13 protein-coding genes are annotated in these 20,498 nt (G+C 73.0%); 7 read left to right on the forward strand and 6 right to left on the reverse strand.

Annotated elements, in window-relative coordinates; genetic code table 11:
• Nucleotide 1: 1 nt before the first annotated feature.
• Nucleotides 2-1,228 carry an ROK family protein gene (locus tag ACFYWM_RS12050; protein WP_389912614.1) on the reverse strand — a complete coding sequence of 409 codons (1,227 nt, stop codon included), beginning with the start codon at nucleotides 1,226-1,228 and terminating at the stop codon, nucleotides 2-4.
• 267 nt (nucleotides 1,229-1,495) lie between these two features.
• On the opposite strand from ACFYWM_RS12050, the gene ACFYWM_RS12055 reads away from it, so the two are divergent.
• From ACFYWM_RS12055 to ACFYWM_RS12065, 3 genes are all read left to right on the forward strand, one after another.
• On the forward strand, nucleotides 1,496-2,734 hold the full coding sequence (locus tag ACFYWM_RS12055; RefSeq protein WP_389912617.1) for a serine hydrolase domain-containing protein: 1,239 nt from the start codon (nucleotides 1,496-1,498) through the stop codon (nucleotides 2,732-2,734).
• Nucleotides 2,735-2,877: 143 nt separating this feature from the next.
• Nucleotides 2,878-5,097 (forward strand): protein kinase, encoded by a 2,220-nt coding sequence (locus ACFYWM_RS12060; protein ID WP_389912620.1) that lies wholly within the window; start codon nucleotides 2,878-2,880, stop codon nucleotides 5,095-5,097.
• 145 nt (nucleotides 5,098-5,242) lie between these two features.
• On the forward strand, nucleotides 5,243-7,618 hold the full coding sequence (locus ACFYWM_RS12065) for an ATP-binding protein (protein ID WP_389912623.1): 2,376 nt from the start codon (nucleotides 5,243-5,245) through the stop codon (nucleotides 7,616-7,618).
• Between the two features lie 262 nt (nucleotides 7,619-7,880).
• On the opposite strand, the gene ACFYWM_RS12070 is transcribed toward ACFYWM_RS12065, so the two are convergent.
• Both ACFYWM_RS12070 and ACFYWM_RS12075 read right to left on the reverse strand, forming a co-directional pair.
• Nucleotides 7,881-8,324: an ATP-binding protein gene (locus ACFYWM_RS12070; protein ID WP_389912626.1), complete on the reverse strand. Its 444-nt coding sequence runs from the start codon at nucleotides 8,322-8,324 to the stop codon at nucleotides 7,881-7,883.
• A 142-nt stretch (nucleotides 8,325-8,466) separates the two neighbouring features.
• Nucleotides 8,467-8,676 (reverse strand): DUF5999 family protein, encoded by a 210-nt coding sequence (locus ACFYWM_RS12075; RefSeq protein ID WP_389912735.1) that lies wholly within the window; start codon nucleotides 8,674-8,676, stop codon nucleotides 8,467-8,469.
• 529 nt (nucleotides 8,677-9,205) lie between these two features.
• Here ACFYWM_RS12075 and ACFYWM_RS12080 point away from each other — a divergent pair.
• From ACFYWM_RS12080 to ACFYWM_RS12090, 3 genes are all read left to right on the forward strand, one after another.
• Nucleotides 9,206-11,131 (forward strand): CHAP domain-containing protein, encoded by a 1,926-nt coding sequence (locus ACFYWM_RS12080; protein ID WP_389912628.1) that lies wholly within the window; start codon nucleotides 9,206-9,208, stop codon nucleotides 11,129-11,131.
• Nucleotides 11,132-11,233: 102 nt separating this feature from the next.
• On the forward strand, nucleotides 11,234-11,803 hold the full coding sequence (locus tag ACFYWM_RS12085) for a TetR/AcrR family transcriptional regulator (RefSeq protein ID WP_389912631.1): 570 nt from the start codon (nucleotides 11,234-11,236) through the stop codon (nucleotides 11,801-11,803).
• An 82-nt stretch (nucleotides 11,804-11,885) separates the two neighbouring features.
• On the forward strand, nucleotides 11,886-13,064 hold the full coding sequence (locus tag ACFYWM_RS12090; RefSeq protein ID WP_389912634.1) for a GDSL-type esterase/lipase family protein: 1,179 nt from the start codon (nucleotides 11,886-11,888) through the stop codon (nucleotides 13,062-13,064).
• Between the two features lie 100 nt (nucleotides 13,065-13,164).
• Here the strand turns inward: ACFYWM_RS12090 and ACFYWM_RS12095 are convergent, their stop codons facing one another.
• A complete protein-coding gene (locus ACFYWM_RS12095; RefSeq protein WP_389912637.1) occupies nucleotides 13,165-14,895 on the reverse strand; it encodes a trypsin-like peptidase domain-containing protein in 1,731 nt (576 codons plus the stop codon).
• A 328-nt stretch (nucleotides 14,896-15,223) separates the two neighbouring features.
• Nucleotides 15,224-17,476: an MMPL family transporter gene (locus ACFYWM_RS12100; RefSeq protein ID WP_389912640.1), complete on the reverse strand. Its 2,253-nt coding sequence runs from the start codon at nucleotides 17,474-17,476 to the stop codon at nucleotides 15,224-15,226.
• 125 nt (nucleotides 17,477-17,601) lie between these two features.
• Between ACFYWM_RS12100 and ACFYWM_RS12105 the strand changes: the two genes are divergently transcribed.
• Nucleotides 17,602-18,132, forward strand: coding sequence for a TetR/AcrR family transcriptional regulator (locus ACFYWM_RS12105; RefSeq protein WP_389912643.1), 531 nt, complete (start codon nucleotides 17,602-17,604; stop codon nucleotides 18,130-18,132).
• A 25-nt stretch (nucleotides 18,133-18,157) separates the two neighbouring features.
• Here ACFYWM_RS12105 and ACFYWM_RS12110 read toward each other — a convergent pair whose 3' ends face one another.
• Nucleotides 18,158-20,248 carry a PASTA domain-containing protein gene (locus tag ACFYWM_RS12110; protein ID WP_389912646.1) on the reverse strand — a complete coding sequence of 697 codons (2,091 nt, stop codon included), beginning with the start codon at nucleotides 20,246-20,248 and terminating at the stop codon, nucleotides 18,158-18,160.
• Nucleotides 20,249-20,498 lie beyond the last annotated feature (250 nt).

The raw sequence follows: 20,498 nt of genomic DNA on the forward strand, positions 1-20,498 counted from the left end.
GTCAGGCGGGCGCGTGTCCGGCCGGGGCCGGGGTCGCGACGCGGCCCGCGGGGCGCACCACGTGGCTGCGCAGCAGGAAGTCCTCGACGACCAGGGTGGCCGCGCCCAGGGCGACCGCCTCGGCGCCGAGCCTGCCCAGCTCGATCGACGCCTGGGAGAAGGGCAGCGGCAGGGCGTACCGGGCGGCGGCGGCGCGGATCTCGGGCAGGAACCTCCGCCCGAGGAGGGACCCGGCCCAGCCCCCGAGGATGACGCGCTCGGGGTTGAAGAGGTTGATCAGGTTGGCCAGCCCGGCCCCCAGGCAGCGGACGGCCTCGTCGAGCGCGGGCCGGGCCAGCGGGTCGGCGAGGAGTTCGGCGAAGACGCGCTCCTCGTCGTCACCCCCCAGGTCCCTGCCCGCCCCGGCCAGGATCGCCTCGGCGCCGATGTAGGCCTCCAGGCAGCCCTGGCCGCCGCAGCGGCAGGGGCGTCCGTCGAGGACGATCTTCGTGTGGCCCCACTCGCCCGCGCCGCTCGCCGTCCCCCGGTAGGTGACGCCGCCGTTGATGATGCTCGCCCCGGCCCCCGTGCCGATGAAGGTCATGACCAGGTGCTGGGCGCCCTTGCCCGCGCCGAACCAGAGCTCCGCCTGGCCGGTCGTCTTGACGCCGTTGTCGGCGAAGACCGGCAGCGAGGTGCCCTCGCGGATGAGCGCGCCCAGGGGAACCCCGTCCCAGCCGAACGCGCGGGCGTGGATGAGCAGGTCGGAGCCCTGCTCGGCGACGCCGGGGACGCCGAGGCCCATGCCGAGCACCTCGGACTCCGTGGCGCCCGCGTCGGACAGGACCGCCTGGAGGCCGTCGAGGATGTGCCGGGCCACCACGGCCGGTTCGTGGTGGCTGGGGTCGAGGGCGAACTCCTTCCTCGCCCGCTCCCCCATCGCCAGGTCGTACAGCTCCACGCGGACGCGCGTCTCCCCGACGCCCACCCCGACCACGTATCCGTACGAGGGGTCGACCCTGAGCATGATCCGCGGCCGTCCGCCGTCGGAGTCGACGGAGCCGGTCTCCACCACGATGCCGTCCGTGATGAGGTCGCCGATCACGTTGCTGACCGTGGCGGCGCTGAGCCCGGTCAGCTGGGCCAGGTCGTGCCTGCTCAGCTCGCCGGCGAAGTACAGCGTCCACAGGACCACGGACCGGTTGCCCTTGCGCACATCGCGAAGGGTCCCCCGCTGTGGACGGCTCATGCTTCTCCCCGGGGAAGTAATTTCAGATGTTAGTACAACTACTCTAGCCACTGCCCGACCTGGCTTTTCTGCCGCGCCCCACCTGGCGGGGAACGGTCCGCCCGCGTCGCGCGTGAGGAGAGTTTCCCAGGTCGCGCCGCGCGTCGCCACGCCCGCCGGGACCATGGGACGGCCAAGGAGAGGACCCCGCTCTCCTGTGCCCGGACGGCTCCGGTTGTTAGGCTCGACCACCAAGCAAGTGCTCACTTTAAGACACCGGGACGGGCGATGGCGGAAGAGGGCGGGACCAGGGGCCGCGTGGACACGTACGGGCACTGCGACCCGCGGTTCTCGCGGGTGCGGGAGGTGTTCGACGCGCACTTCGCCGGCGGCGAGGAGCTGGGCGCGTCGTTCGCGGTCTTCCTCGACGGCGAGCCGGTCGTGGACCTGTGGGGCGGGGTCGCCGACCGCCGCAGCGGGCGGGCCTGGGAGCGCGACACCCCCGTGCTGGCGTACTCGTGCACCAAGGCGGTGACCGCGACGGTCGCGCAGCTGCTGGCCGAGCGCGGCCTGCTCGACGTCACCGCGCCGGTCGCGGACGTCTGGCCGGAGTTCGCGCGGCGCGGCAAGGATCGCGTCACCGTCGAGCACCTCCTCACCCATCAGGCGGGGCTGCCCGCGATCGAGGAACCGGTCCCGGTCGAGGAGTTCGAGGACCAGGCCGCCATCGCCGACCGGCTGGCCGGGCAGGAGCCGATCTGGGAGCCGGGCACCGCGCACGGCTACCACGCGCTGACCTACGGGTTCCTGGTCGGCGAGGTGGTCCGCAGGGTGTCGGGCAAGTCCGTGGGCGAGATCGTGGCCGCCGAGATCTCCGGACCCCTCGGCCTGGAGCTCTGGATCGGCGCCCCGGACGACGTGGCGGCGCGGGCGGCCCGGCTGTCCGCCGGGGAACGCCCCACGGCACCTACAGAGACTGCGCCCGCGGAACCCGCGCCGGTGGCGGAGCTGCCGGGGCAGGGGCCGGGGGACCCGGTCTACGAGATGGCCAGGGCCTCGCTCGACAGGGACAGCCTGATGAACCGGGCCCTGGGCAACCCGCCGATCCACAGGCTGCGGGGCGGCGCCAACCACCCGGTCGTCCTGCGCGCCGGCTGGCCCGCGATGGGCGCCGTCACCACCGCGCGGGCCCTGGCGGGCTTCTACCGCGACCTGGTCTCCGGGCGGATCCTGCGCCCGGAGACCCTGGCCGGCGCGACGCGCAGGAGGGTGAGCGGCCCGGACAGGGTGCTGTTCGTCGACAGCTCCTTCGGGCTGGGCTACATGCGCCCGTCGATGACCTTCCTCACCCCCGCGAGGGGCGCGGAGAGCGCGTTCGGCCACACCGGCATGGGCGGGTCGCTGGGCCTCGGCGACGCCGAGCACGGCCTGGGCCTGGCGTACACGATGAACAGGATGGCGGGCGCCGCCGCGGGGAACCTTCGCGCCTACCGCCTGGCCGAGGCCGTCTACGAATCACTCCCTTAGGCCTCCCCGGCTCGCCGAACCCCGGCACGCTCCGCTACCGAGCACGATTCCAGCATCACCCTCCGCAAAAGTTGACCAATCGTGACAACCAACCGCATGGGTGAGACCGTCGAACAAGTCGACGGCACTCGGAAGGGGACGGGATGGTTCCGGGATACCGCGAGGTTCGGGAACTCGGCGCCGGCGGGGGCGGGCGCGTGGTGCTGGCCACGTACGCCCCCACCGGTGCCTACGTGGCCATCAAATACCTCAACGCGACCCTGAAGGACGATCACCGCTTCCTGACGCGCTTCCGCGCGGAGGCGCGCGTCATGGTGGAGCTCCAGGATCCGAACGTGGTCCAGCTCTACGAGTACTACGAGGACGTCCTCGAGGCCGCGATCGTGATGGAGCTCGTCGACGGGGTCGCGCTCAGGCGGATCCTGTCCGAGCACGGCAGCACGAGCCCGGAGGCGGCGCTGACCGTGCTCAAGGGCTCGCTGCTCGGCCTGGCCTTCGCGCACGACGCCGGGGTCGTGCACCGCGACTACAAGCCCGAGAACGTGCTGATCCAGGCCGACGGCGGCAGCAAGCTGGCCGACTTCGGCATCGCCGCCCACGTCGGGGAGGCCGGGATGACCGCCGGCACCCCGGCCTACATGGCCCCCGAGCAGTGGGAGGGGGCACCGGCGAGCACGGCGACCGACGTCTACGCGGCCACGTGCGTGTTCTTCGAGTGCCTCACCGGGCGCAGGCCCTACCTGGCCGACCACCGCCTGGTGCTGATGCACCGCCACCGGCACGAGGCGATCCCGGCTGAGGAGGTGCCCGGCTCGGTGCGCGGGCTGGTCATGCGGGGCATGGCCAAGAACCCGGCGGACCGGCCGCAGAGCGCGCGGGCGTTCCTGGAGGAGCTGGAGACGGCGGCGCTGGCGGCGTACGGGCCGGATTGGGAGCAGCGCGGGCGGCGGCACCTGGCCGAGCTCGCCACGCTGCTGGCACTGGCGTTCCCGCTGGCCAAGCCCGCGCCGAAGGCCTCCTCCTCGGTCGCCCAGACGGTGCTCGGCCGGGTGGGGCGGGTGCGCCGGCCCCGGCTGGGGCCCAGGACCCTGGCCGGGCTGGGGGTGATCACCGTCGCGATGACCGCGGGGGTGATCGCGGCCAACCGGCCGCAGGACCGGCTCTCCGCCGACACGATCTTCACCCCGCCGCCCAGCTCCGCGATGATCGAGGAGACCCCCGCGCAGCGGCGGCGGAGCGAGGTCCCGCCGCCTCCCGAGCCCTCCACCGGGCCGGACCGCCCCTCCGGGAGCGCCGCCGCCAGGAAACCCGCGTCCCCCTCCAGCGGCGCGAACCCCGGCCAGGTCACAGCGCCCCCGTCGCCCCCGTCACCCCCGCCGCCCCCGTCCCCGGTCCCCACGCGGACGCCGGTCTCCCCGCCTCCCTCACCCCCCTCCCCGACCGGTTCGCAGCCGCCGCCCCCGCTGCCCACGCCCTCGCGGACCGCGCCCCCCACCGGCAGGCCCACGCCCCTGCCCACGTCCACCCGGTCGCCGGCACCGGACCCCACCGGGACGGGGGCGCCGGGGGCCGTGCACGCGGTCAGCGGCCTGAGGATCGTGGGGATCGACGGGCACGGGACCACGGTCGGCTTCCGCGCCTCCACCACGGGTGACGTCGGGGTGACCATCACCTTCGCCGAGGGGCCCGACCGCGACCGGCTCGCCCGGACGGGCTCGCAGACCTCCGTGATCGGCGGGCTGAGGACCTACTCGCACACCGTCCCGCACACCTTCGCCGTCCCGGCCTGCGGGCAGACCCTCTACCGCCGGGTCACGGTCTCGACCTCGCCCCGCTTCCCGGGCGGGACGGTCAGCCGCACGCAGAGGGTACGCGGCGAGGCGTGCGCGCCCCCCGAGGTCTCGATCACCTCCTTCGACGGCACCACGGTCGGCTTCCGGGTGAGGACCCCCAGCGCCTCGGCGGTGATCGTGCGGCTCGGGTTCGCGCAGCGGCTCGGGGACACGCGCGAGGTGCTGCCCGGCGGTACGCGGGAGCTGGAGCTGTCCGGCGACACCGAGTACGAGCGGGAGGTGACCGGGGAGTTCGCCGATCCGCCCCGGTGCGGGGGGTACGTCACCCGGCTGGTGACGATCACCACCGTGCCCGAGGGCGACGCGCCCTCCCGGACCGCCCGGATCGACCTGCCCTCCTGCGACCCCGACCCGGGCACGAGCCCTGACACCGGCCCCGAGACGACCCCGGCCCCGGACACGAGCACGGACCCGGGACCGCGTGACCCCCGGGACTCGGAGGGTCCTCCCGGGAACGGGCCGGCCCTGGTGGACATCGACCTGGGCGGCCTCCTGGACCGCCTCCTGTGACGTGACCGGGGCCGCGCCGGTGCGGCGGCCCGTGCCCAACCGGCTCCCGCCCAGCTCACGGGGTACGCGCGGGCGAACGACCTGCGCATAGTGTGGACTGTGCCGGCCGGATGCCGAAGCCGGCGTGAGGCGCTGATGGACGCTGATGGATGAGGTGACCCCGAAGCGGTGGCAGGCGACGGACCTGCCCCCCGAGGTGACCAGTTTCGTGGGGCGTCGGCACGAGATGGCCGAGGTCAAGCGACTGCTGTCCGCGGCGCACGTGGTGACCCTCACCGGCCCCGGCGGGGTCGGCAAGACCCGGCTGGCCCTGCGCGTCGCCGCCGACGTCCAGCGGGCGTTCCCCGACGGGGTGTGGCTGGTCGAGCTCGCCGGCCTGGAGAACCCCGAGCTGCTCGCCGGATCGGTGAACGAGGCCCTGGCGATCAGGGACGTCTCCCACCGGCCCCCGGTGGAGGTGCTCATCGACCACCTGCGGGACAAGCGGGCGCTGCTGATCCTCGACAACTGCGAGCACCTCCTGCGGGCCTGCGCCGTACTGGCCGGGACCCTGGTCCGTGCGGCCCCCTCCCTGCGCATCCTCGCCACCAGCCGGCAGACGCTGGGCATCTCCGGCGAGCAGACACTGGTCGTGCCGACCCTGCCGCTGCCGCCACCGCCGGGCCCCGGCCGTCCGGGGCCGTCCGCGGAGCCGCCGGCGCAGTCGGAGGCGGTACGCCTGTTCGTCGAGCGGGCCACCGCCGTACTGCCGGACTTCACGCTCACCGCGGCGAACCGGTCGGCGGTGGAGCGGATCTGCCGGCGGCTGGACGGCATCCCGCTCGCGATCGAGCTGGCGGCCGTGCGGCTGCGCGCCCTCTCCCCCGAGGAGCTGCTGGCCCGGCTGGACGACCGGTTCCGGCTGCTCACCGGCGGTTCGCCCGCGACGCTGCCCCGCCAGCAGACACTGCGCGCGCTGATCGACTGGAGCTACGCCCTGTGCACCGAGAAGGAGCAGCTGCTGTGGGAGCGCGCCTCGGTGTTCACCGACGGCCTGGACCTCGCGGCGGCCGAGGCGGTCTGCTCGGGGGACGGCATCGACCGCGAGGAGGTGGTCGACCTGGTGATCGGGCTGGTGGGCAAGTCGATCCTGATACGGGAGGACCCTCCCCCGGCCTCCACCGCGACCCGCTACCGGCTGCTGGAGACGATCAGGCAGTACGGCAGGGAGAAGCTCGTGGCCTCCGGGCAGGAGGGGGCCCTGCGGCGGCTGCACCGCGACCACTACCGGCGGCTGGCGGCGGAGGCGTACGCGGCGCGGTTCGGCCCGCTCCAGGTGTCCTGGCTGGGCAGGCTGAAGCTCGACCACGCCAACCTGCGCACCGCGCTGGAGTACTGCTTCGGCGAGCCCGGGGAGGCCACCGCCGGCCTGGGCATGGCCGCCGACCTGCTCTACCACTGGATCACGAGCCACTACCTCAGGGAGGGGCGCCACTGGCTGGACCTGAGCCTCCTGTGCGGTACCGGCTCCGACGAGGTCCGGGGCCGCGCGCTGTGGTCCGACAGCTGGCTGGCCATCATCCAGGCCGACATCGTCTCCGCCGCGGCGATGCTGGAGGAGGCCGGGAAGCTCGGCAGGAGTCCCGGGCACGGGCCGGTCCTGGCCTACGTCGCGCTCTACTCGGGGATGATCGCCATGTTCCGGGGAGACTCCGACCTCGCGATCGGCCTGTACGAGGAGGCGGCGGCGCGCCACCGCGACGACGACGACCCGGCGGGCCAGGCGCTGGCGCTCGTCCGGCTCTGCCTCGCCCACTCCTTCCGTGACGACTGGTCCGGCTCCATCGCCGCCGGGGAGGAGTGCATCGCGCTGTGCGACGCCCACGGGGAGGGCTGGCACCGGGCGTACGCGATGATGGCGCTCGGTCTCGGGGTCTGGCGCCAGGGCGACACCTCGCGCGCCGCCGAACTGGAGAAGGAGAGCTTGAGGTTCAACCGCTCCCTCGACGATCTCCTGGGCGTCGGCGTCAACCTGGAGGTGCTGGCCTGGATCGCCGCCGCGAACGGCGACCACCGGCGGGCGGCCAGGTTGCTGGGGGTGCTGGAGGCGGTCTGGCAGGCCATCGGGGCTCCGCTGTCCGGTTTCGGGCACCTGACGCGCTACCACGACGAGTGCGAGGAGCGCAGTCGCGAGGCCCTCGGCAGGCAGGGCTTCGACGCCATGGTCAGGCAGGGCTCGAGGATGCGGTGCGAGGAGGCCGTCGCCTTCGCCCTGGAGGAGGAGGCGCCCCGCGACGAGCCCTCCGGCGAGGCCGAGGCGCCCTCACCGCTGACCCGCAGGGAGACGGAGATCGCCAAGCTCGTCGCCCGGGGACTGAGCAACAAGGAGATCGCGGCCTCGCTGACGATCGCCCAGCGCACCGCCGAAGGTCACGTCGAGCACATCATGACCAAGCTCGGCTTCCACTCGCGGGCCCAGATCGCCGTCTGGACCGGCGAGCGCATCCGGAACGCGAACGGCGACCATCCGCCCGACGACTGACGGGGACCCGCGAAAAAGGCGCCGGAGCCGACGAGTGCGATGATCCCGTCGGCTCCGGCGCCCGGCCGGAACCGGGTCGGGGAACCTGGCTTCGGCCTTCGGAGGTGGTATGTGCGCCCGGCCTCTCAAGGAGCCGGGCGGTGGTCGCGCGGTCCGAGCCCGGGGCGGCGCGTGCGGCCGATCTCGCGCGGTCGGCTCTCGGCGGAGGCGTCCGGCCCGTTGGCCGTACGTCGCGGAGGCGGCGCGTCGATCGACCTCGCGGTCAGGCCTCGGTGGAGTTCGCGGAGCAGTTCGCGGTGGAGTTCGCGGTGGTGAGCTCGAACCAGACGGCCTTGCCGTCGGTCGTGCGGGCGCTGCCCCAGCAGCAGGACAGGAGTTCGAGCAGGTGAAGCCCTCGTCCGCGCTCCTCGTCGTCGCGTGCCCGGTGCGCGCGGGGCAGGGAGGAGTCCGCGTCCGCGTCCCCGACCTCGCAGCGCAGCAGGCCGTCCTCGAAGGAGAGGGCGAACCTGATGGTGCCCCGCGAGTGGCACAGCGCGTTGGTGACCAGCTCGCTGACGAGCAGCTCGGCGACCGTACTGTGCTCGTGCAGTCCCCAGTCCGCCAGGCAGGCGCGGGTCAGGTGGCGTGCCCGGGGTACGGACACCGACTCGGGCGCGAAGGAGCACGACGTCTTCTGCCCGTACGACCCTTCGAGAAGGGAGTTCATGAGCGTTCACCTATGTGGTCGGCGTTTGTCCCGATCAGGCGTGGCCCGCACGCGTGTCCGCCACCGGAGGCCGTCGGCCGCCGCGGGACGGTCCGCCCGCGCGGCGCGTCCGGTCCCGATCCGGCGGGCACGCGCGGCGAGATCATGCCGCCTGACCCAGGGAGACTCGGTGCAGGGGCATACCGTGGACGGGAGTGCTGCGACCGTCGGGCAGGAGCGCTCCGGTGTCGTCGAAGACCACCACACCATTGCAGAGCAGGCCCCACCCCTGCTCGGGGTGGAAGGCCACGAGAGACGCGGCTTCGTGATCGGGTGCGCTTGCGAGCGGGCAGCGCGGCTGGTGTTGACACATGGCTCGTACCTTTTGACCTTCGTTGGTTGCTTGTGAGCCTTTCCTGATGTGACCAGCATCTCCCAGCGCCCATACGCGCATAGCGGGATAAATACCCATATGTCTACCCATTTCGCCAGAAGGTAAAGAAACCGGACGCGGACGCAAAGAACGATCGGCAAGATCGAACGGCGCGGATACGGCGTTCCTGGCCCCGATCGCGGCGAACCGGTAGATCTTTTTACCGGGCGTTTTACCATCGGAGATCATCCGGCAACCTCCTGACGTCGTCTTTTGTCCGCATGCGTGGCGCCGAGCGACTTGACGCGCCCTTTAGCATGTCGTGACCTGTCCTTGGGGCCGGGTAACCTCCCTCGTCACGGAAGACAACTGGCCAGTGGTGCCGCCACATGCGTCCCTCCACACCCTCGGTGGGCTCGCGTGAACGCGCCGTCGCTCAACCCTGTCTCCCGGTGGCCAGGTCGCGAGGCGGAGCGACCATGCCCGCACGGCCGCCGGGGGTCCCCCGAAACTCTCAATGACACCTGAGATGCACAAGTTCATCGAGCTGCTGGAGAGCCAGCTCGGATACTCCGAGAAGAGTGGCGGCTACACCAAGTTCGGTGACTGGTACGGCAAGAACGTCGAGTTCGACGCCGACTACACCGCCGCCCCCTGGTGCGACATGTACCTGTCGTGGGCGGCGGAGAAGCTCGGCTACCAGGAGTGGGTCGGCCAGTTCGCCTACACCGTCCACCACGCCCAGTGGTTCAGGCAGCAGGACGCCTGGGGCACCGTCCCCAAGCCCGGGGCCATCGTCTTCTTCGACTGGAGCGGCTCGAACAGGATCGACCACATCGACCACGTCGGGATCGTCACCGGGGTCGAGGGGGGCAGGATCCACACGATCGAGGGCAACATCGACGGCGGTGTCGCCAAGCGCAAGGAACGCGACACCGGCAAGGTCGTCGGCTACGGGTACCCGGAGAAGATCAAAGCCCGGCTGGACCGGGAGGCCACCGAGAAGCAGACGGTCGTCAAGCCCGCCGCGGCCGGGGACAACACGGTGGTGATCGGTCCCGGCCCCGACCTGCTCGCGATGCTCCCCGCTCCCCTGGCCACGAGGGAGACCCCGACGTCCACGGGCCCGGCCAAGCAGCCGAGACCGGCTCCCAAGCACGCCGCCGGGACGACGCCCGGGAAAACCGGGCGAGACGGCAGGGAAGGCAAGGAAGGTAAAGCCGCTTCGGCGGACGACGGCAGGACCTCCTCCGGCGGGAACCCCGCCGCGAGCGCCCAGGGCACCCGGCAGGGCGACCAGGCGAACGACCGGACGAGCGCCGGGGCACCCGCCAGGCCCCAGGCACCGGCCCCCGCCGGCCGCACCTCGCCCGGCAAGCACGCCAAGGCCGCCACCGCCGACACGAGCGCGCTCGCCGTCACGCCCACCGCCACCGTCCGCGACCTGGCCACGCCCGCCCCGGGCCTCGACACCCCCGCCGTGCTCGCGCCGGTGCTGCTCGCCGCGGTCGCGATCCTCGCGCACGGCAAGGCCAGGCAGTCGAGGACCCGGCTCCTCGCCCCCGCCCTCGCCGCCCCCTCCCCCTCGTCCCGCAGGACCCCGGGCCGCCGCCGCGCCCCCGGCCGCCGCCGCCTGCCCAGGAACGCCCCGGCCCGCGACCTCTCGCACACCTCGAACACCCCGCCCCGCGAGCTCTCGCACACCTCGAACACCCCGGCCCGCGAGCTCCCGCACGTCCCCGCCCGCGACCTCCCGGAAACCGCCACCCCCTTCTCCCGCGACCTCCCAGAGACCTCCGCCACCCCGGCCCCCTTCTCTCACGGCCTTCCGGAGACCCGCGCCTCCTTCTCCCACGGCCTTCCGGAGACCCTTTCCGCCTCCGAAGCCGAGAACCTGTTCGCCACACCCCCCGGCCCCGCCCTCCACACCTCGGCGCACACGCCCGTCCCGGCCCGAGGGCCCGTCGCCTCCCCGGGCCTCGGCGCCGAGAGCACCGGAAGCACTGAGAGCACCGCGGCCCCGGTCGCGAGCACCGGATTCCCCTCGGTCACGACCCCCGTCGCCCACGTCGAGGAACCCCGCGTGCCGGACCGTCGCGACGACCGTCGCGGCGCCCCCTACCGGGGCAGGCGTCGCCTGCACGAGCATGCCGTGGTGGAGTCGTCGACCCTGGTCCAGGACGCCCCGCCGCGTGGCCGCCGCCACCGCCGGACCGACTCCGTGGCCACCACCGCCGTCCCGGTCGTCCCGGCGCGTCCCGCCCGCCCTACCCGCCCTACCCGCCCTGCCCGCCCCGTCCGGTCCGCCGCTCCCGCCCGTTCCGCCGCATTCGCCCGCCCGGACACCGGACCGGGGGCGGGCGTCCCGATCGCCGCTGCCGAGCCCCCCGCCGAGCCGGGCGACATCCTGGTCCACAGCGGTTACCGAGGACGCCGCCGGGCGGCGTTGGTCTAACCGGGACGGAACGCCAGGTCACCGCCTCCATAAACGACGGGCCGATTTGCCTAAAGGTATTAGGCAAATGCATAATGCTTGTCGGCATACAGGAGGAAGCTCATGGTTAGAGCAGGGCTGACCCCGGAGCGTCTGACCAGGGCGGGGGCGGAACTCGCCGACGAGGTCGGCTTCGAGCAGGTGACCGTCTCGGCGCTCGCCCGGCGCTTCGACGTCAAGGTCGCGAGCCTGTACTCGCACGTGAAGAGCTCCCAGGACCTCAGGACCAGGATCGCCCTGTTCGCGCTGGAGGAGCTCGCCGACCGGGTGGCCGCCGCGCTGGCCGGGCGTGCGGGCAGGGACGCCCTGGCCGCGTTCGCGGACGCCTACCGCGACTACGCCCGGGAGCACCCCGGCCGCTACGCCGCCGCCCGGCTCCGGCTCGACCCCGAGACGGCGGCCGCCAGTGCCGGCGTCAGGCACGCGCGGATGACGCGGGCGATCCTGCGCGGCTACGACCTCGCGGAGCCGGACCAGACACACGCGGTCCGGATGCTGGGCAGCGTCTTCCACGGCTACGTCAGCCTGGAGGCGGCCGGGGGCTTCAGCCACACCGCCGTCGACTCGCGCGAGTCCTGGGACTGGATCGTGGACTCCCTCGACGCCCTGCTGCGGAACCGGGCCTCCTCCTGACCCACGACAGCCCACCGCACCGCGCACCGCGCACCGACGCGTACGAACATCCCCGAAGCACTCAGATCAACAGGTTGAGACGATGAGCACCGAGCACGACTGGATCTCCACCCCCGTCACCGCGGACATGCTGCGCGGTCACCTCGACGTGGAGGTGACCGCGAACGGCCTGCTGCCGCACCGGCTGCCCGCCCGGGCGCGCCGGCAGATCCCCGACGACCGGCTGGCCGTGGCCGAGGCGCAGCCCTCCGGCGTGCGGCTGGCCTTCCGCACCCGAGCCACCGCGATCGAGCTGGACACGCTGCCCACCAAGCGGGTCCATCAGGGTTTCCCACCCCCCGCGGACGGCGTGTACGACCTGCTGGTCGAGGGCCGTCTCGCCGCCCAGGCCACGGTGACCGGCGGCAGGGTCCGCACGATCGTCGACATGGTCACCCAGTCCGCCGAGGTGCGCGAGGGGCCCGCGGGCACCGCCCGGTTCGCCGGCCTACCCGCGGGTGACAAGAACGTCGAGATCTGGCTTCCGCACACGGAGATCACCGAGCTGATCGCCCTGCGCACCGACGCCCCGGTCGAGCCGGCGCGGGACGGCGGGCGCGAGGTGTGGCTGCACCACGGCAGCTCCATCAGCCACGGCTCGAACGCCGCCCACCCGACCGCCACCTGGCCGGCCCTGGCAGCCGCCGGGGGCGGGGTGGAGCTGGTCAACCTGGGGTTCGGCGGCAGCGCGCTGCTGGACCCGTTCACCGCCCGCGCGATGCGGGACACCCCCGCGGACCTGATCAGCGTCAAGCTCGGCATCAATGTCGTCAACGGCGACGTGATGCGCCTGCGCGCCTTCACCCCCGCGGTCCACGGCTTCCTGGACACCATCCGCGAGGGGCATCCGGCGACTCCGCTGCTGGTCGTGTCCCCCATCCTGTGCCCGATCCAGGAGGACACCCCGGGCCCGCTCGCGCCCGACCTCGACGGCGGGACCCTGCGGTTCAGGGCCACGGGCGACCCGGCCGAGCGTGCCGCCGGGCGCCTGACACTCAACGTCATCCGCGACGAGCTCGCGCGGATCGTCGAGCAGCGGGCGGCCGACGACCCGAACCTGCACTACCTCGACGGCCGTGACCTCTACGGCGAGACGGACTACGCCGAGGTCCCGCTGCCCGACGAGGTTCACCCCGACCCCGAGGGACACCGCCGCATCGGCGAGAACTTCGCGCGGCTCGTGTTCGGCGCCGGCGGCCCCTTCGCCACCGGGACCGGCTGACCACGGCCGCACCGACCCGATTCCGCGTACCCGGCCGATCGGGCGGGCCCGCTCAGCGCTGCTCGGGCAGGTGCGCTCAGCGCTGCTCAGGAAGGTGCGCTCAGCGCTGCTCGGGCGGGCGTCCGATGTTGCGGCGCAGCTGCTCCAGCTCCGCCTCCAGCCCGGCGATCCGGGTGTTGGCCCCGGGCCCCCTGGAGCCTCCGGAACTCCCCGGCGGCGGGCCGTAGGGCGAGTGCGGGCGGACCGCCCGGGTGTCCTCGGGCGCGGCCGGGAGCGGGTGGGGCGCTCGCTGCTGGTACTGCTGCGGCGCGCCGTACGGCTGTCCCTGCTGGCCGTACGGCGGCTGGCCGTACTGGGCGGCGCCGTGGACCTGCGCCGGGTAGCCGGGCTGCGCGCCGTACGGAGCGGGCGGGAACGGGGCCGGCCCCCTGGAACGGCGCTTGCCCCTGGCGACCGAGGCGAGCGTGCCGATCACGAACAGGGCGACCAGGCCGCCGCCGCCCCACAGCAGCCACGGCAGGATCGGCGTGCCGCTCTCGTCCTTGCCCGCGGTGATGGCCTGCTGGGAGTCGCTGACGTACTTGGCGACGTACGGGTGGTTCGGCTGCAATGCCTGCGTCTCGCGGAACTTGGGCAGCGCGTCGGAGTACTTGTTCTGGAAGAACAGGTCGAGCGCCTCGTTGTAGGCCTTCGTCGTCGTCGACTCGGCCGGCTTGATGTTCTTCTCGTTCAGCTTCTCCTTGACGATGCTGACCGGCAGCACGAAGCTCTCGCCCTCGGTGGAGCCACCGTCCTGCTGGATCAGGCCGCCGACGAGGATGCCGATGACCCTGCCGTCCTTGCTGAACACCGGCCCGCCCGAGTTGCCCGGGTAGGAGGGCGCCTGGGTCTGGATGTACGGCACCCCCTCGGGGGTCTGGCGGGCGGCGTTGTAGGGACCCTCGGTGAACGCCGGGTCGAGCTTGGACTCCAGGTTGAAGATCGAGGTCTGCGTCACCGTGCCGGGGAACCCGCTGATGTAGAGGGTGTCGCCGACGCGCACGTCGGAGTCCTCGCCCAGCGGCACGGTCGGCAGGTTGTTCTGCCCGTTGGCCTTGAGGATCGCGACGTCCTTGCCCGGGTAGACCGTGCCCTTGGCGACCAGCTCGATGGGCACCGTCTTGGTGGTCTTGTCGACACCGCCGCCCGGCAGGCTCTGCAGCAGCGAGAGCGAGCTCTTGACGTTGCGGATCTTGATGTTGTCCGCGTTCCAGACCTGGAAGATCTTCGTCGCCGTCCTGAGGATCTCCTCGTCCGAGGCGATGTCGCCGAGGTCGGCGACCAGGTCGGCGGCGTCCTTCTCATTGATCTTCGTGAGGGCCTGGGCCGCGAAGGTCCGCGCCAGCTCGGTCTCCTCCTGGCCGACGCAGTGCGCCGCGGTGACCATGTAGCCGTCCGGCGTGACCCACCAGCCGGTGCACAGCCCGCCCGCCGTCGCCTCGACCACCCGCTCCTGCCCGCCGGGCGAGAAGTAGCGGCCCGGGTCCTTGGCCATCTGCTGTACGACCCAGCGGTAGATGCTGTTCTCGTCGGAGGAGATCTTGCCGCTCTGCACGGCGTCGACCCCCTGCTGGGTGAGGGTCCTGATCGCCTCCAGGTTCGCCTCGGGCGTCGGCACGGCCACGTCGGCCGTGTAGGACACCGAGGTCAGCTGGACGGCCGGATGGGTCCTGGCCGCCAGCCACGTCCCGACGGGGACGTCCACCTCCTTGGGCTTCGCCATCGCGGTGCCCGGCAGGGCCAGCGTGCTCGCCAGCACCAGTCCGGCGACGGCGCCGATTCTTCCCCACATCTTCGTACTCTCCCCAAACTCGCTTCCCGGGCGAGAGCCTGGCGGAGACTACTTGGGGAGGACTTGGAAGCGACTGGGACACCGGCCGGCGTTCCTCGCGCCGTACGCACGGACCACCTGCCCCGCGGCCCTTCCGGCGGCCGGAACCGGGACCGACCGGCCCTGCACGGTACCGGGGACCGGCGGGCCCTGGACGGGACCGGGGACCGGCGGACGGGACCGGGGACCGGCGGACGGGACCGGGGACCGGCGGACGGGACCGGGGACCGGCGGACGGGACCGGGGACCGGCGGGCCCTGGACGGGACCAGGGCCGGCGCCCGCCCCCGTCAGCCGTGACCGGCGCCGACGAGCTCCCTGCGCGGACGCTCCGGCCCCTCCGGCCCCTCTTCCAGCTCGTCCTCCTCGTGGCCCTCGACCGAGAGGTCGGGCAGGATGCGGTCCAGCCAGGCGGGGCACCACCAGTTGGCCCTGCCGAGCAGGGCCATGGTCGCCGGGACCAGCAGGCCCCGGATGATCGTGGCGTCCACCGCGATGGCCACCGCGAGACCGACACCGAAGATCTTGACCATCGGGTCCGGGTAGGCGACGAACGCGACGAAGACCGCGACCATGATCAGGGCGGCGGAGGTGATGACCCTGCCGGTCGACCCCAGCCCCTCGGCCACCGCCCTGCGGTTGTCCCCGTGCCTCAGGTACGCCTGCCGCACGGCGGTGAGCAGGAAGACCTCGTAGTCCATCGACAGGCCGAACAGGATCGCGAACAGCATCAGCGGGATGTAGCTGTCGATCGGCACCGTGAAGAACACCGTGCTCAGGTAGGAGCCGTCCGCGCTGACCGGGGTGTCCATGCCGACCAGGCTGCTGCCCAGCCCCAGGGAGAAGACCAGCGACAGCGCGCCGAACGCGGCCCCCAGGGAGACCAGGTTCATCAGCGCGGCCTTGATCGCGACGACCGGCGAGCGGAACGCCAGGAGCAGCAGCAGCGCGCTCAGCAGGACCACGACACCGACGACCAGGGGCGTGCGCCCGGCGATCCTGTCACCGGCGTCGGCCATGCCGGCGACCTGCCCGCCCACGTGCACCTGGGCTCCCTCGACGTCGAGCGCGCGCACGGCCTTGACCACGTCGAGCGCCCGGGGGTCACCGGGGGCGTAGGCGGGGATCGCCTGCAGCAGCGCCGCCGTACCGCCCCTGTTGAGGATCGGGTCGCCGACGTGGACCACTCCCTCGACGTCCGCGACGCGGTCCTTCAGGTTGCCCAGTACGGCCGGGGCCGGCTCCCGGTCGACGACCCTGGTGTCCAGGTCCGCCACCACGACGAGCGGGCCGTTCATGCCGGGCCCGAACCCGGCCTGCAGGAGCTCGTAGGAGCGCCGCGTGTCGGTGCCGCGGTCGGCGTAGCCGTTGTCGAGCGTGCCCAGCTTGAGCGCGAGCGCGGGCGCGGCCAGCGCGGCCAGGATGGCGACGCTGAGCGCGAGCACGCTCCACGGCCGCCGGGCCACCCAGTTGCCCAGCGAGGTCCAGCCGGAGGAGCCGTGGCTGCCCTTCCGCGCGGTGAACGGCAGGCGCAGCGCGTTGACCCGGTGACCGAGCAGGCCGAGCAGCGCGGGGACCAGCGTGACCGAGGTGACCACCGCGCAGACGACCGAGATGCCGGTGATCCAGCCGAGCGTCTGCAGCAGGGGGAAGCCCGCGAGCATGAGCGCGCTGAGCGCGATGATCACGGTGCCACCCGCGAACACCACCGCGCCGCCGGAGCTGGAGGCCGTCCGGCGGACCGCCTCGTGGACCGGCAGGCCGTCGGCGAGCAGCTTGCGGTGCCTGCTGAGCAGGAAGAGCGCGTAGTCGATGCCGACACCGAGGCCGATCATCGTCGCCATGATCGACGCCTGCTTGGGCACGTCCACGATGTGGCCGAGCAGGCTCACCACGCCGAGCCCGGTCGCGATGCTGACCAGCGCGGTGAAGATCGGGATCATCGCGGCGACCAGGGTGCCGAACGCGAGCAGCAGCACCAGCAGCGCGCAGACCACCCCGATGATCTCGCTCGTCCCGGTCTTGATCTCCTTGTCCGCCGGGCTGCCCGAGGACGCGGGGACCGCCTCGAGGCCCGCCTCCCGCGCGGGTTCGGCCGCCTCGGAGAGGAGCTTGGTGGTCTCGGCGATCTTGGCGGTGTCGTTCCCCTCCAGCTTGATCGCGATGATGCCGATCTCCAGGCTGGGGGCGATGCCGCCGCCCTCGTAGGGGGACTTCACCTCCTTCACGTGCGGCACCTCGCGGATCCGGTCCGCGGCGCGCTCCACGGCGCGCTTCCTGGCGTCGGTGATGAGGGGGCCGTCCGGCGAGTAGAGGACGATCTGGGCCGAGCCGCCCGCCCCGTACCCGGGACCGAAACCGTCCTTCATCAGGTCGACGGCCCGCTGGGCGTCGGTGCCGGGAATGCTGACGTCGTTGCTGACCGGGCCGGGGAAGAACACCGATCCCGCCGTCAGCAGCACCGCCGCGACCACCCACAGGGCCAGCACGGCCCTGCCGTGCCGCGCGCACCAGCTTCCCAGCCGCCCCAGCAAACCAGACATCGGCGAACCGCCCCGCTTCAGTATCAAATGTCCTGAAATGCCGTACTGTACGCTCGTACAGTACCTACGGTATGAGCGTAGGGGGACAAATCTGTAAATGCTCTAGAGAGCGTGGGAATGAGACGATGACCACACTTGAGCACGGGCACGACACGCGTGAACGGATCCTCGACGCCGCCCGCCGGCTGTTCGCCGAGCGCGGCTACGCGGCGACCTCACTGGCCGACATCGCCTCCGCCGTCGGCCTGACGAAGACGGCCGTCGCCTACCACTTCCACCCCAAGGACCGCCTGGCCACCGAGCTGATCGCGCCCGCCGCCGAGGACATCGTGGCCCTGATCGAGGGCGACTTCGACGACGACCGCGCCTTCGTCGAGGCCCTGGTGACCTTCGTGGTCAGGCACCGGGCGATCATACGGCTCATCCTGGAGGACATCAGCGGCGCCGACGACGCGCCTCCCGGCTCCCCCGGCGAGGCCATCCGCGTCTTCCGCGACGTGATCTACCATCGCCTGGCCGGCCACGAGCCGGACGCCACCCGCCGGATCTGGGCCTGGGCCGTGCTCGGCTCACTCCAGTCGGTGGTCAAGACGATGGACCTCCCCCAGGAGGACGTCAGGCGGACCCTCCTGGCCACCACCCTGGCCTCCCTCTGAGGACCGCCCTTCCCGGCCGGACGCCTCACCCCGAGGGGGCGGCCTCCCCGGGAACGGGCGCCGGCGAGGCCGTGGGATCGGGAGGCTCGGTGCTCTCCCCCGGATCGGGTCCGGGCCCCGGTCCGGGTCCGGGCCCGTTCTGGCCCCCGACACCGACCGTGATCACGACCGTCGCCCCGGACCTGGCGCAGGTGCCGGGCGCCGGGCTCTGCGCGAGCACCACCCCGTCCTGGCCCTCGCCGGTGACCAGCCGCGCCCGCGTCCGTACGGCGAACCCCGCCCCGCCCAGGGTGTTGGAGGCGTCGCCCGCGCTCTGACCGGTGACCGGCGGCACCGGGACACCGCGCCTGGAGACGACGAGATCCACCGCGCTGCCCGGGGAGACGCTCCTGCCCGCGCCGGGGGTGCTCGCGAGCACCCGTCCCGCCGGCTGGTCCGAGCAGCGCGCGCTGACCCCGCCGACGACCAGCCCGGCCTGGGCGAGCGCCGCCTGGGCGCCTCTCCTGGCGAGGCCGACCAGCGCGGGAACCTGGATGCCGCCGGAGACCCGCAGGTCGACCCTGCCCTTCTTCGGCAGCGCGGTCCCCGGCGCCGGGTCGCTCGCGAGCACCTCGCCGAGCGGCCGGTCCGAGGTGACCGCGGTGACGGACCCGGCGACCAGCCCGGCCCGTTTGATCAGACGCGCCGCCTCGGAACGATCCAGTCCGACGAGCGCGGGCACGACCACCGTGGCGGCGGGGGGCGGCAGGGGGGAGGACCTGACCTCCTCCGCGCGCGGGGGCCTGGCCGGGGTCGTCGGCAGGGGCTGGAGCGGCTTGATCGGAGCGCTCGTCCTGCCCGCGTGCGGCACGGTCTCCCCCTGGGAGGTGGACTCCACCGCCGGGACGACCGGCGGGGCGGGCGCGGCTCCCGGCGAGACGCCGCTCAGCGCCGGGACCAGGACCCCCACCAGCACGGCGGCGCTGATCAGCAACGCGCCGGAGACCGCGACCGAGGCCCGGGTGGCCGCCTGCCCGGGGTGGGTCCGGGGCTCGTCGAAGTCCTCGCCCCCGGCGAGGAACGCCCGCACGCCGCGCCTCGCGCCCGCCGAGGAGGTGCCGCCCGGCTCACCGGCCCCGCCGGACCAGGCCCGCCAGGCGGCCCCCGACGCACCCGACGCACCCGACGATCTGGAACGGCCCGGGGCGCCGGGCTCGGCGGAGAAGCCCGAAGGGGCGGAGACGTGCCACGGGCCGGAGGACTCCGGCCCGCCGGACACGGGCGGGAACCCCGGCACCGGCGAGGACCGGGACACGCTCACCGACCGGCCCCCGTCGTCGCCGAGCAGCGCGAGCAGCAGCTCCCTGCTGGTGGGGCGGTTGCGGGGGTTCTTGTCCAGGCAGTCGACCACCAGCGCGCCGAGCAGCCCGTCGAGACGGCCCAGCTCCGGGGCCGCGGTGAGGATCCGGTTCAGGACGGCCGCGATCGAGTCCTGGCCGAAGGGCGCCTGGGCGTTGGCGGCGAAGCACATCGTGGCGCCCCAGGCGAAGACGTCGGCCGCCGGGTTGATCTCGGCGCCCTCCACCTGCTCGGGCGCCATGTAGGCGGGGGTGCCCGCGCCGCGCCCGCTCTGGGTGGCCGCGGCGTCCAGCGCCCTGGCCAGCCCGAAGTCGATGACCCTCGGCCCGTCGGGGCCGAGCAGCACGTTCTGCGGCTTGAAGTCGCGGTGCACGATCCCGGCCCGGTGGATGGCGGCCAGCGCGGTGGCCGTGCCGATGGCGAGGCGTTCCAGCCTGCCCCCCTCGCGCGGGCCGCTGACCGCGACCTCGCGGTGCAGGGAGGGGCCGTCGACGTACTCGCTGACGATGTAGGGCCGGTCGCCGTCCAGTCCGGCGCCGATCACCTGGGCCGTGCAGAACCTGGCCACCTGCTTCGCCAGCTCGACCTCGCGCAGGAAGACCTCCGGGTCCTCCCCCACCGAACCGTGCAGAAGCTTGACCGCGTAGGGCTCGGAGCCGGTGTCGGGGCGCACCCCGACGTAGACCACCCCCTGCCCACCCTCTCCGAGACGCCCGATGATCTCGTACTCACCGAGCGCCGCCGGATCCCCCGTTTTGAGCGGCTGCGCATACGGCACGCGAGCCTCCCCTCGCCGCCACCCTTCTCACTCAAGAAGAAGCATCGCCGACAGTCAACGGGGGTGAAGGTCTTGTCTCCCTCACCGTGACACTCATGTGATGCTCAGGTCAGGGCAAGACACAACACATTCGTACGAATCTTCAACCGCTTCTCCGCCCGTCCCCTCCTCCTTCCTCACGAGTTCCTCACGAGTTCCTCACGAGCCCTCTCCTCGCGAACGGTGGCCCTCACCTGGGCCGAACCCGGCG

Origin of the sequence: Streptosporangium sp. NPDC002721, assembly GCF_042888905.1 — a bacterium.
Taxonomy (GTDB): Bacteria; Actinomycetota; Actinomycetes; order Streptosporangiales; family Streptosporangiaceae; genus Streptosporangium.